The organism is Agromyces mediolanus (genome assembly GCF_044917495.1).
Taxonomy (GTDB): domain Bacteria; phylum Actinomycetota; class Actinomycetes; order Actinomycetales; family Microbacteriaceae; genus Agromyces; species Agromyces mediolanus_B.
Genome location: NZ_JAVSSI010000010.1, coordinates 36,954 through 48,389, shown reverse-complemented (window position 1 = coordinate 48,389; position 11,436 = coordinate 36,954). Strand labels below are relative to the sequence as shown.

Here is an 11,436-nt window from a genome sequence, read left to right as displayed (position 1 = left end):
GTGCGTTGAGGTCCCGTTCACCTGCCGTTCACCAATGGGGCGGATGCTCGTCATCCGAGGCGCTTAGCGTCACCAGCATCGGGCCGGAGCACCGACCCGGAACCTGCAAACGATCCCTGAAGGGAACACAGTGAACGTCTCACGTCTCGGCCGCGCCGCGGTCGTTGCCGCTGTCGCCGCCGTTGCGCTCAGCTCCTGTGCCGCGAACGAGGGCGGCTCCAGCGCCCCCTCCGAGTCGGCCTCGTCGCTCTCGGGCACCATCAACGCCGCGGGCGCCTCGTCGCAGGGTTCGGCCCAGGAGGCATGGGTCGCCGCCTTCCAGACGGAGAACCCCGACGTCACCATCAACTACGACCCCTCGGGCTCCGGTGCCGGCCGCGAGGCCTTCATCGCCGGCGGCGTCGACTTCGCCGGCTCGGACTCGTTCCTGAACGACGACGAGCTCGCCGGCACCTTCGCCGCGTGCGCCCCCGACACCAAGGCCATCGACCTGCCGGTGTACATCTCCCCGATCGCCGTGATCTACAACGTGGAGGGCGTCGACGAGCTGAACCTCGACGCGGCCACCCTCGCGAAGATCTTCAAGGGCGAGATCACCACCTGGAACGACCCGGCGATCGCCTCGCTCAACCCGGGCGCCACGCTCCCGGCCGGCAACATCACCGCCGTGCACCGCTCGGACGACTCGGGCACCACGAAGAACTTCGCGGACTACCTGAACCAGAACGCCCCCGAGGTGTGGGACCAGAAGCCCGCCGACACGTTCCCGTACCAGGCCGGTGAGGGCGCCCAGGGCACCTCGGGCGTCGTCGACGCCGTCACCAACGGCGTGAACACCATCGGCTACGCGGACGCCTCGCGCGCCGGCGACCTCGGTGTCGCGAAGATCAAGGTCGGCGACGAGTTCGTCGGCTACACCGCCGAGGCCGCTGCCGCCGTCGTCGCCGAGTCGCCCCTCGTCGAGGGTCGCGAGGCGAACGACCTCGCCATCGCGCTCGACCGCAAGACCACGGACCCGAGCCACTACCCGCTCGTGCTCGTGAGCTACGCGATCGTCTGCCAGGAGTACGCGGACGCCGAGAAGGGCGAGCTCGTGAAGAGCTACGTCGGCTACCTCGCCAGCGAGGCGGGCCAGTCGACGGCCGCCGAGCAGGCCGGTTCTGCCCCGCTCTCGAGCGAGCTGGCCGACAAGGTCGCCGCCGCTCTCGAGTCGGTCAAGTAACGCCACAGCCGGTCCGGCCGGAGCAGACGCTCCGGCCGGGCCGGCTCGCCGCGGTCACGCGGCACCTCCCCCGACGGCCCACATCCTGGAAAGAACCCGGCCATGACGACAGCCCCCGCGGCCCCCGCCATCGCAGCGAAGCAGCGCCCCGGCGACCGTGTGTTCTCCACCGCGACCGTCGTGTCCGGCAGCCTCATCCTCGTCACGCTCGCCGCCGTGGCGATCTTCCTCGTCGCCCAGGCGCTCCCCGCCTTCACCGCGGAGCCCACCGCGTTCAAGGGCGACGCCGAGAACTTCTGGCAGTACGTCGGCCCGCTCGTCTTCGGCACGATCTGGGCGGCCGCGCTCGCACTGCTCATGGCGGTGCCGGTCGCGATCGGCATCGCGCTGTTCATCTCGCACTACGCGCCGCGCCGGCTCGCGCAGGCGCTCGGCTACGTCATCGACCTGCTGGCCGCCGTGCCCTCGGTCGTGTTCGGCCTCTGGGGCATCACCGTCCTCGCCCCGGCCGTGCAGCCGTTCTACACCAGCCTGACCGAGTGGTTCGGCTGGTTCCCGCTCTTCGCCGGCCCCGTCTCGGGCACCGGCCGCACCATCCTCACCGTCGCGATCGTGCTCGCGGTGATGATCCTGCCGATCATCACCGCCCTCAGCCGCGAAGTCTTCCTGCAGACCCCGGTCCTGCACGAGGAGGCGGCGCTCGCGCTCGGCGCGACCCGCTGGGAGATGATCAAGCTCGCGGTGCTGCCCTTCGGCCGCCCCGGCGTCATCTCGGCCTCGATGCTCGGACTCGGCCGGGCGCTCGGCGAGACGATGGTCGTCGCCATGGTGCTCTCGCCCGCCGCGGTCATCAGCTTCGCGGTGCTGCAGTCGCAGAACCCGACGACGATCGCCGCGAACATCGCCCTGAACTTCCCCGAGGCCCACGACATCGGCGTCAACATCCTCATCGCGACGGGCCTGATCCTCTTCGTCATCACCCTCGCCGTCAACATGCTCGCGCGATACATCGTCGAGCGCCGCAAGGAATTCTCGGGAGCCAACTGATGAGCCTCACCGTCACCCCGCAGCAGGCGCCGACGGGCCGGAGCACCGGCCCCATCGCCAACACCCTCACGGCGGGCAAGCTCCCCCGGTTCGCCCCCCTGTGGGTGCTGATCGGCTGCCTCGCGGTCACCACGGCGTTCTTCGTCATCATCGCCGCGGCGAGCGGCGCCGACTTCAACATCGCCGCGGCCGTGTTCCTCGGCGTCGTGCTCTACGGCATCGTCATCTGGGTGCTGTCGCGCGTCGTGGAGGGAACGCGGAAGGCGAAGGACCGCCTCGTCACCGCGCTCGTCTCCACCGCGTTCACGATCGCGCTGCTGCCGCTCATCTCGGTCGCGTACACGACGATCGCGAACGGCCTGCCCCGCTTCGACGTCCAGTTCTTCAGCGAGTCGATGCGCAACGTCGTCGGCGCCGGCGGCGGGGCGCTTCACGCGATCACCGGAACCCTGCTCATCACCGGCATGGCCGCGCTCATCTCGGTGCCCGTGGGCCTCCTCACTGCGATCTACCTCGTCGAGTACGGACGCGGCAAGCTGAAGCACGGCATCACCTTCTTCGTCGACGTCATGACCGGCATCCCCTCGATCGTCGCCGGCCTCTTCGCCTTCGCCCTCTTCGCCCTCTTCACCGGCGACCCCGGCATCCGGATGGGCTTCGGCGGCGCGGTGGCGCTGTCGGTGCTGATGATCCCGGTGGTCGTGCGCTCCTCCGAGGAGATGCTGAAGCTCGTGCCGAACGAGCTGCGCGAGGCCTCCTACGCGCTCGGCGTGCCGAAGTGGCTGACGATCCTGAAGGTCGTGCTGCCCACCTCGATCGCCGGCATCATCACCGGCGTCATGATCGCCATCGCCCGCGTCATCGGCGAGACCGCGCCGCTGCTCATCATCGCCGGCTTCACCACGAGCATGAACTACAACCTGTTCGACGGCCGGATGATGACGCTCCCCGTCTTCGTCTACACCCAGTACATGAACCAGGGCACCGACGTGCAGGCGTACATCGACCGCGCCTGGGCCGGCGCCCTCACGCTCATCCTGATCGTCGCCCTCCTGAACATCATCGCCCGCGTCGTGTCGAAGTTCTTCTCGCCGAAGACCGGCCGCTGACCGACCGCCCGCAGCCCTCCGCCCGAGCCACAGAGAGAATCGAAGCCACGTGTCCAAGCGCATCGAAGTCAACGACCTGAACGTGTACTACGGCAGCTTCCGCGCCGTCGAGGGCATCACCCTCGAGATCGAGCCGCGCACCGTGACCGCGTTCATCGGCCCGTCGGGCTGCGGCAAGTCGACCTTCCTCCGCACCCTGAACCGGATGCACGAGGTCATCCCCGGCGCCCGCGTCGAGGGCGAGGTGCTGATCGACGGCAACAACCTCTACGGCCCGGGCGTCGACCCGGTGCTCGTGCGCCGCCAGGTCGGCATGGTGTTCCAGCGGCCGAACCCGTTCCCGACGATGTCGATCAAGGAGAACGTGCTCGCGGGCGTGCGCCTGAACAACCGCAAGATGAGCAAGTCCGACGCCGACGAGCTCGTCGAGAAGTCGCTGCAGGGCGCGAACCTGTGGAACGAGGTCAAGGACCGCCTGGACCGTCCGGGCTCCGGCCTCTCCGGCGGCCAGCAGCAGCGCCTCTGCATCGCCCGCGCCATCGCGGTGTCGCCCGAGGTCATCCTCATGGACGAGCCGTGCTCGGCGCTCGACCCGATCTCGACCCTCGCGATCGAGGACCTCATCGAGGAGCTGAAGCAGGAGTACACGATCGTGATCGTGACCCACAACATGCAGCAGGCCTCGCGCGTGAGCGACAAGACCGCGTTCTTCAACATCGCCGGGACCGGCAAGCCGGGCAAGCTCATCGAGTACGCCGACACCACGACGATCTTCTCGAACCCGAGCGTCAAGGCGACCGAGGACTACGTCTCCGGCCGCTTCGGCTGAACCGGCCGGCAGGACGAGCGAACGGATGCCCCGGTGCGAATCGCACCGGGGCATCCGCCGTCTGCGGCCGCGCTCCGCTCAGTCGCGCGGGCTCAGCAGATAGGCGTTGAACGCCCGCGTCTCCTCCGCGTCGAACGCGACGGGCGCGCCGTCGAGCGCGGTGACGCCGGCGGCGAGGCGGACGCTGGACACCAGCCAGATCGCGTCGGCCGTCGCGAGCTCGGCGACGGGGATGTCCCGGTACTCGGTGCGGTGGCCGAGCTCGCCGAGGTGCTCGAAGAGGCTCAACTGGGTCGTGCCGTGCAGGATGGCCCCACTCGGCGCCGGGGTCGAGTAGACGTCGCCGTGCCGGAGGATGACGCTCGACGTCGGCCCCTCCATGACGAAGCCATCGGAGGAGACGAAGATCGCGTCGTCGGCGCCGCGACGCCTCGCCTCGCGGAGTGCGGCCATGTTCGTCGCGTAGCTCAGCGTCTTCGCCCCGAGGAGGAGCCACGGGGCGGTCGCCGCCGCGTCGTGCGCGAGGCCGCGGTCGAGGGTGACGGCGCGGATGCCCTGCTCGCGCGGGACGGTGAAGTCGGCCGCGGGCGATGCGGAGAGCCAGGCGGTGGGCGCCGGACCGCGCTCGACGCCCCGGCTCAGGACGAGCTTCATGGCGAACTCGCCGGTGCTGGGGAGCGCCGCGGTCGCCCGCTCGACGGCCGCGTGCCACTGGGCGAGGTTCGGCTCGGGGAGCTCGCAGATCGCCGCGGAGTTGCGGAGTCGCTGCAGGTGCGCCTCGGCCTCCTGCGCGTGCCCGTCGACGACCGCGAGGGTCTCGAAGATGCCGTCGCCGCGCTGCGTCGACAGCTCGCCCACGCGGAGCGCGGGCGCCGAGGCGTCCACTTCGCGGAACGTCGAGGCGAGGTCGGAACTGAGGTCGTCGGCGGCGAGCGGCTCGATGAGGAGCGTCACGGTGGCGGGCATGCTCCGATCGTACGCGCGTCGCCGCCGCCCTGGACGCGGACATGAGAATGCCGGGCCGCAGAAACGCCTCTCGGCGCGAGGCCGCTCGAAGCGGCGAATATTGGAGCCCGGGGTTACTGCGGCCCGGCATATCGAGTGTAACGGACCGCCCGGGGTGGATATTCCGTGCGGCCGCGCGCTCGCGTCGGATCCCGCGCGGGCTCAGTCGAGGGCGTCGCGGCGCCAGAGCTTCGCGCACGCCGTCAGCTCGTCGGCCAGCTCCGTGAGCCGGAGGGCGCGGCGGGTGAACGACGCCGGGCGGTCGGGATGCACCGCGTCCGCGGCATCCGCGTCGTCGGCGAGACTCGCGAAGCCCGCGGCAGTGACGCGCGCGAACGCCGCCGCCCGATCGAGCGCGACCGCGAAGTCCCCCGCGAAGACGCCGTGCAGGATGCGGTCCGCGAGTTCGATGACCTCGCTCGGTCCCGCCGGGACCGCGGCACCCGCGACCACCTGGTCGATCGTGTGGGAGACCTCGGTGCCGCGACGGTAGGCGAGGCTCAGCGCCTCGGGATCCTGCCGGATGAGGGTGCGCAGCAGGTAGATGCGCCAGAGGGCGCCGGGCAGGCTCTTCGCCGAGGATCGCGACCAGAGCTCGGCGATCGCCTCGATGCCGTGCCGGTCGGTGTACGCCACGAGCCGCGCGACGATCTCGGGGTCGGGGTCGCTCCGCACGCGGGCGAGGATCGCCGCCGCGGTGTCGTGCGCGACCCGGTTCAGCTGCGCCGGATCTTCGCCGCCCATGAACCCCTCGAACATGCCGGGAGGGAACTTCGTGGGGCGGTGGAAGCTGGAGGCCATTCCGGCAAGGATACCCGCCGGCCTCGGCCGCTCACCCGGATTCGGCGAAGTCGCCCGGCCCGGATTCCGCGACGCGGCGCATCAGCGCGGTGCGCCAGTCGGTGCCGAGCCGCTCGTAGGTGATCTTCGCGTGGCAGTTGCGGCACCGCACCTCGCACATCGCGACCTCGACCATGACCCGGGCGACGGAGTAGCCGTTGCGCACCAATCTCATGACCTCCGCCGATTTGCCCGAACCCGGGCGATGATCGAAGTCGAGGACTCGGACGTCGCCTTCGCCGCAATCGACGCACGGGTTCGCCAGCAGATGCTGCCCCACCACCAGCACCGCCGCACGCCGGGCCTCGGCTCGCCGGCGGACCATGAGCTGCACATGCTCGTCGCGATGCTCGCGGTAGTACCGCTTCGCCCTCGCACGATTGCAGGCACGGCAGACGTTCTGGAGGCCGTCGCGGGAGGCACGCCGCACGTTGAACTCGGCGAGCGGCAGCTCCGCCCGACACATCGTGCACCGTTTCATGACCCGACGCTCTCAGCAACCACTGACAGTCCCGAGCGGCCGAATCGACCGTCGGATCGGCGTGCGGAGTCCGCCTGATAGGCTGGCCCGGCCCCCATAGCTCAGTTGGTTAGAGCAACGGACTTCAACAGAAAATAGGAGCGCCGGCGCCGAAATGCGCCGGATGAACGCCGCTGTATGCTGGGACACCCTGAGAGCCCGAGGTACTCGCCGAGAGGCAGTGACAATCCGAGGGATTGGGCAATCAGCAGGTAACCGCAAGGGAACCTCAGAGACTATACGCGGCGCACCTGACCGGCTCGGCCGAAGGTGGTGAGATAGTCCAGACTGCAAGCCGCGCGAGCGGTGGCTGGGGAAACTCAGTGCAGCAGGTTAATCCGTGGGTCGAGAGTTCGAGCCTCTCTGGGGGCACCACAGCACCGCTCGTCGGCGACCACCGCGCGAGTCCGCGACTGGCGGGGCATCCGTGCCCGACGGGGTACCCGTGCCCGACGGGGCATCCGTGCCCGACGGGGCATCCGCGCCCGCCGAGGCGTCGCTAGTCGACGAGGCGCCGGAAGCCGGCCATCAGCGCGACGCGCTCGGCGGAGTCCCGCGCCAGCGGGGTCACGGTGAGCGTCGTCACCCCGGCCTCGGCGAACGCGGCCACCCGCTCGGCCACGTAGGACGCCGGCCCGATGAGCGAGATTGCGCGGACCAGTTCGTCGGGCACCGCCGCGACCGCCTCCTCCTTGCGCCCGGCGAGGTAGAGCTCCTGGATGCGCGCGGCCTCCTCACCGAAGCCGTAGCTCGCGACGAGGTCGTTGTAGAAGTTCTTGCCCTTGGCGCCCATGCCGCCGACGTAGAGCGCGAGCTGCGGCTTCACGAGGGGCAGCACGTCGTCCGGCCGGTCGGTGATGGCGAGCGCGGGGCTCGCGAACACGTCCAGCTCGCCGAGCTCCGCAGCCCGGCGGGCGCGCCCCGCGGCGAGCGCCTCGCCCCAGACGGCCGCCGCCCGCTCGGGGTGGAAGAACATCGGCAGCCAGCCGTCGGCGATCTCGGCGGTCTGCTCGACCGACTTCGGGCCGAGCGCGGCGACGGTGATCGGGATGCGCTCGCGCACCGGGTGGTTGATGAGCTTCAGCGGCTTGCCGAGCCCGGTGCCCTCGCCCGCCGGAAGGGGGATCCGGTAGTGGCGCCCCTGGTGTACGACGGGCTCGCGGCGCCACGTCGCCCGGCAGATCTCGATGATCTCGCGCGTGCGGCCGACCGGGGCGTCGTAGCGCACCCCGTGGAAGCCCTCGATGACCTGCGGACCGGAGGCGCCGATGCCGAGCTCGAAGCGACCGCCGGACACGTAGTCGAGCCCGGCGGCGGTCATCGCGGTGAGCGTCGGCGTACGGGTGTACAGCTGCAGGATGCCGGAGGCCAGCGTGATGGTCGAGGTGCGCGCCGCGAGGAAGCCGAGCTGGCTGACCGCGTCGAAGGAGTACGCCTCGGGCACCGCCACGAGGTCGACGCCCGCCGCCTCGAGCGCGCCGACCTCATCGGCCGCCTCCGCGAACCCGCCCGCGTAGTTCAGGAACATGCCGACCCGCATCGAAGCCTCCTCGCCGCTCGCCCCGGTCGCTCCGGCGCGCGCCCGCCGCACCGGGCGCGGGCATCACGACGATAGCCGAGCGGCCCGGGCGGGGCATCCGTGTTGTCGACCGCCGCGTCCTCAGCGGTTCCCGAGGCGGGTGCGAGAGGGTGGAATCCACAAACGCGCCGTGCGCGCAACGGAGGTGTCGAATGGGCTGGAGCCTGGTGCTCGACGTGCTGCTCGTCGTGATCGGGATCGGTGCGCTCGTGAACGGCTGGCGGGCGGGGCTCCTGCGCACGGCCGCGGGGCTCGTCGGGCTCGTGGCGGGCGGCGTCGCCTCCTGGTTCGCGATGCCCTGGGTCGGCTCGCTCGTCCCGGCGCCCGAGTGGCGGGCGCCCGCCGTGATCGCGACGGCGGTGCTGCTCCTCGCGATCGGCGCCTCGCTCGGCGCGGCGCTCGGCCGGCTGCTCCGCCGGGGCGCCAGGGCGGTGAAGCTCGGCGTGATCGACCGCATCCTCGGCGCCGTCGGCAACCTCGTCGTGACGGCCTTCGTCGTCGCGCTCATCGGCTCGAGCGTGCAGTCCATGGGCGTGCCCGTGCTCTCCCCCGCCGTCGCGGGCTCCCAGCTGCTGCGCGGGCTCGAGCGGGTCACCCCGGAGCCCGCCCGCGCCCTGCTCGCCGAGATCCGCACCGCGGCCCTCGGGCAGGGCGTGCCGTGGCTCGTCGACGTCATCGGCGGACCGACGGCCGCTCCGGCGCTGCCGAGCGACGGGCCCTCGGGCGACGCGGTGACGGCCGCGACGGCCTCCGTCGTGCGCATCACGGGCACGGCGTTCCAGTGCGGCAGCACGCTCACCGGCTCCGGTTTCGTCGTCGCGCCGGACCGGGTCGTGACGAACGCCCACGTCGTCGCCGGCATCGACGAGCCCATCGTGGAGGCGCCGGGCCGCGGCGCCGTGGCCGGCCGGGTCGTCGCCTTCGACGCCGAGGCCGATCTCGCGCTCATCGCGACCGATCCGCTCGACGTCGCCCCGCTCCCGCTCTCCGGCACCCCGTCGCCGGGCACCGCGGTCGGCGTCGCGGGCTACCCCTTCGGCGGCCCGTTCACGCTCCGCTCGGGCTCCGTCATGTCCACCGGGCCGCTCACGATCGTCGAGGGCGACCGCACCGCGACCCGCGAGGTGACGACCTTCGCGGCGCAGGTCGACCACGGCAACTCCGGCGGGCCGCTGCTGACGGAGTCGGGCGAGGTCGCCGGCGTCGTCTTCGCGAAGTCGGAGTCGGTGCAGAACGTCGGCTTCGCGGTCCCGATCGACGTGCTCGAGCCGCTCGCCGACGCCGCGCCCGCTCTCGACCAGGCCGTCTCGACGGGCAGCTGCGCCCGCTGAGGCGGGCGGCGGACGCATCAGCGCCGCACGCGTCAGTCGGCGGTGAAGCCCCGGAAGCGGATGCCCCAGCTGAGCTCCCACTGCTCGCCCGGCCCGAGCCAGCGGAGCCCGCGGCCGGAGTTGAACGCCTCCGCCGGGGCCGTCATCGGCTCGATGGCGATGGCGAGCTCCTCGCCCGGGAACCGGTCGGTCGTGTACGCCTGCACGTAGGCGAAGTCGTCGTCGGCCCAGACGGCGACGCTCCGGCCGTCGGGGGCGGTGAGCACGTGCTCGATGACGCCGTCCTCGTCGGAGGCGAGCTCGCCGAAGGCGTCGTCGAGCGAGAGCTCGCCGACCCGGCGCCCGTCGCGGAGATCCCAGACCGTGCCGTCGACCGGCACCTCGCCGGTGGGGAGCTTCCGCTCGTCGACCTCGATGTGGCTGTCGGCCTCGATCCGCAGCTCGAGCTCGGCCGTGGGCACGCCGCCGATCTTCACGTACGGGTGGGTGCCGAGCGCGACCGGTGCCGGCTCCGCGCCGACGTTCTCGAGCCGGTGGGTCACCCGCAGCCCGTCGGAGACGAGCTCGTAGTGCACGGCCGTCTCGATGAGGAACGGGTATCCGGTCTGGGGGAAGATCGTCGCCTCGAGCGTGACCGAGTCGCGCTCCTGCGCCACGATCCGGTACTCGGTGAAGCGCAGGAGGCCGTGGATGGCGTTGCCGAGCGCGGGCTCGGTGATCGCGAGCTGGTGGTCGACGTCGCCGTGGCTCCACCGGCCGTCGCGGATGCGGTTCGGCCAGGGGGCGAGCACGATGCCCGCGGCGGCCGGCGGCGTGCGGTCCTCCGCGAAGGCGGGGACGAGGTCGACGCCGTCGATGCTGAGGGCCCGGAGCCCGGCCGCGACGGTGGTGACGACGGCGGTGAGCTCTCCGCTCGACGTCGAGGTCTCGAGGACGAGCTGCGCGCCCGTGGGGAGGGTCATGCTTCCACCATATGCGGAGCCGCCCGGCCGCGCCCGATCGTTCCGCCTCCGCCGAGCCGCTCAGCCGGCGAGCTGCACCGGGAGCCCCGTCTCCTCGAGCTCCGCGACGAGCGCGGCCGGCGCCGACGCATCCGTCACGAGCGCATCGAAGGCGTCGAGCGGCGCGATGCGGCCGAGGTGCACCTCGCCGAGCTTCGAGGCGTCGGCGAGGAGGATGCTCCGGGCCGACGCCCGCACCATGAGCATCTTCACCTCGGCCTCGGGCAGGTTCCGGTTCGTCGCGCCGCGCGCCGGATGCACCCCGTTGCAGCCGACGAAGGCGAGGTCGACGTGGACCTCGTCGAGCATGGAGCCGGCGAGCGGATGCACGAGCGAGTGCTGCCGCGGCCGGAGCGTGCCGCCCGTGACGACGACCGAGAAGCGCGGGATCTCCGGCTCGAGCTCGAGCGCGATCGCGAGGCCGTTCGTGAAGATCGTGACGTCCTCGAGCTCGCGGCGGGCGCGGAGCGCGCGGGCGAGCTGGAGGCCGGTCGAGCCGACGTCGACGATGATGCTCTGGCCGCTCGCGACGAGCGCCGCGGCCGCCGCGCCGATGCGCTGCTTCGGCCCGATCGAGGTCTCGAGCGCCTCCTCGAGGCTCGGCTCCCGCGCGGGCCGCGCGGCCTCCCCGCTCGGCACGGCCCCGCCGTGCACCCGGCGCAGTGCGCCGCCGCGCTCCAGCACGTCGAGGTCGGTGCGGGCGGTGACGCTCGTCACCCCGAAGGCGGCGGCCAGATCGGCCACGCCGACGAAGCCGCGCTCCTCGACGAGGGCGCGGATCAGCTCGCGGCGCTCGACGGCGTCGTGCCGGGCGGCCACCTCGTGCCGGGCGGCCGCGTCGGGGCGGAGGCCCGGATCGGGGCGGGTCGCGGCGTCGGGGCGGGTCGCGGCGTCGCTCGGCTCGGCAGGCATGGAGGCATTCTCCCGCCCGCGGCATCCCTTTGCAATACGAA

The 11,436-nt window shown here is 71.9% G+C and carries 12 protein-coding genes; 6 read left to right on the top strand and 6 right to left on the bottom strand.

Annotation, left to right across the window (positions count from 1 at the left end; all coding sequences use genetic code 11):
- The first annotated feature begins 130 nt into the window (after positions 1–130).
- The 4 genes from pstS (at position 131) to pstB (ending at position 4,207) form a co-directional block, all read left to right on the top strand.
- The gene (gene pstS, locus ROT00_RS14275) at positions 131–1,222 is read left to right on the top strand and encodes a phosphate ABC transporter substrate-binding protein PstS (RefSeq protein ID WP_404775697.1); all 1,092 of its coding nucleotides are present in this window, start codon (positions 131–133) and stop codon (positions 1,220–1,222) included.
- 102 nt (positions 1,223–1,324) lie between these two features.
- Positions 1,325–2,269, top strand: coding sequence for a phosphate ABC transporter permease subunit PstC (gene pstC / locus ROT00_RS14270; protein WP_404775696.1), 945 nt, complete (start codon positions 1,325–1,327; stop codon positions 2,267–2,269).
- Complete coding sequence (pstA, locus tag ROT00_RS14265; RefSeq protein WP_404775695.1) at positions 2,269–3,378, top strand: phosphate ABC transporter permease PstA; 1,110 nt, start codon at positions 2,269–2,271, stop codon at positions 3,376–3,378. Before pstC ends, pstA begins: the two co-directional genes overlap by 1 nt.
- 49 nt (positions 3,379–3,427) lie before the next feature.
- Positions 3,428–4,207, top strand: a complete 780-nt coding sequence (gene pstB, locus ROT00_RS14260) for a phosphate ABC transporter ATP-binding protein PstB (protein WP_404775694.1) — start codon at positions 3,428–3,430, stop codon at positions 4,205–4,207.
- 78 nt (positions 4,208–4,285) lie between these two features.
- On the opposite strand, the gene ROT00_RS14255 is transcribed toward pstB, so the two are convergent.
- From ROT00_RS14255 to ROT00_RS14245, 3 genes are all read right to left on the bottom strand, one after another.
- A complete protein-coding gene (locus ROT00_RS14255) occupies positions 4,286–5,173 on the bottom strand; it encodes an aminodeoxychorismate lyase (RefSeq protein ID WP_404775693.1) in 888 nt (295 codons plus the stop codon).
- 201 nt (positions 5,174–5,374) lie between these two features.
- Positions 5,375–6,013, bottom strand: a complete 639-nt coding sequence (locus tag ROT00_RS14250; protein ID WP_404775692.1) for a DNA-directed RNA polymerase subunit beta — start codon at positions 6,011–6,013, stop codon at positions 5,375–5,377.
- Positions 6,014–6,044: 31 nt separating this feature from the next.
- Complete coding sequence (locus ROT00_RS14245) at positions 6,045–6,227, bottom strand: hypothetical protein (protein ID WP_404775691.1); 183 nt, start codon at positions 6,225–6,227, stop codon at positions 6,045–6,047.
- A 30-nt stretch (positions 6,228–6,257) separates the two neighbouring features.
- Here ROT00_RS14245 and ROT00_RS14240 point away from each other — a divergent pair, with 30 nt between their 5' ends.
- On the top strand, positions 6,258–6,611 hold the full coding sequence (locus ROT00_RS14240) for a hypothetical protein (protein WP_404775690.1): 354 nt from the start codon (positions 6,258–6,260) through the stop codon (positions 6,609–6,611).
- A gap of 460 nt (positions 6,612–7,071) precedes the next feature.
- On the opposite strand, the gene ROT00_RS14235 is transcribed toward ROT00_RS14240, so the two are convergent.
- Entirely contained in the window at positions 7,072–8,112 is a 1,041-nt protein-coding gene (locus ROT00_RS14235) for an LLM class F420-dependent oxidoreductase (RefSeq protein WP_404775689.1), read from the bottom strand.
- A gap of 191 nt (positions 8,113–8,303) precedes the next feature.
- Between ROT00_RS14235 and ROT00_RS14230 the strand changes: the two genes are divergently transcribed.
- The gene (locus ROT00_RS14230; protein WP_404775688.1) at positions 8,304–9,482 is read left to right on the top strand and encodes a MarP family serine protease; all 1,179 of its coding nucleotides are present in this window, start codon (positions 8,304–8,306) and stop codon (positions 9,480–9,482) included.
- A gap of 32 nt (positions 9,483–9,514) precedes the next feature.
- Here the strand turns inward: ROT00_RS14230 and ROT00_RS14225 are convergent, their stop codons facing one another.
- Positions 9,515–10,444: an aldose 1-epimerase family protein gene (locus ROT00_RS14225; RefSeq protein ID WP_404775687.1), complete on the bottom strand. Its 930-nt coding sequence runs from the start codon at positions 10,442–10,444 to the stop codon at positions 9,515–9,517.
- Between the two features lie 60 nt (positions 10,445–10,504).
- Positions 10,505–11,395 (bottom strand): DeoR/GlpR family DNA-binding transcription regulator, encoded by an 891-nt coding sequence (locus ROT00_RS14220; RefSeq protein ID WP_404775686.1) that lies wholly within the window; start codon positions 11,393–11,395, stop codon positions 10,505–10,507.
- Positions 11,396–11,436: the final 41 nt, after the last annotated feature.

Coding starts and splice junctions, on each gene's coding strand:
- ROT00_RS14240 (WP_404775690.1), top strand. CDS start 6,258: ATGATCGAAGTCGAGGACTCGGACGTCGCCTTCGCCGCAATCGACGCA.
- ROT00_RS14255 (WP_404775693.1), bottom strand. CDS start 5,173: ATGCCCGCCACCGTGACGCTCCTCATCGAGCCGCTCGCCGCCGACGAC.
- pstC (WP_404775696.1), top strand. CDS start 1,325: ATGACGACAGCCCCCGCGGCCCCCGCCATCGCAGCGAAGCAGCGCCCC.
- pstA (WP_404775695.1), top strand. CDS start 2,269: ATGAGCCTCACCGTCACCCCGCAGCAGGCGCCGACGGGCCGGAGCACC.
- ROT00_RS14235 (WP_404775689.1), bottom strand. CDS start 8,112: ATGCGGGTCGGCATGTTCCTGAACTACGCGGGCGGGTTCGCGGAGGCG.
- ROT00_RS14245 (WP_404775691.1), bottom strand. CDS start 6,227: ATGAGATTGGTGCGCAACGGCTACTCCGTCGCCCGGGTCATGGTCGAG.
- ROT00_RS14230 (WP_404775688.1), top strand. CDS start 8,304: ATGGGCTGGAGCCTGGTGCTCGACGTGCTGCTCGTCGTGATCGGGATC.
- ROT00_RS14250 (WP_404775692.1), bottom strand. CDS start 6,013: ATGGCCTCCAGCTTCCACCGCCCCACGAAGTTCCCTCCCGGCATGTTC.
- ROT00_RS14225 (WP_404775687.1), bottom strand. CDS start 10,444: ATGACCCTCCCCACGGGCGCGCAGCTCGTCCTCGAGACCTCGACGTCG.
- ROT00_RS14220 (WP_404775686.1), bottom strand. CDS start 11,395: ATGCCTGCCGAGCCGAGCGACGCCGCGACCCGCCCCGACGCCGCGACC.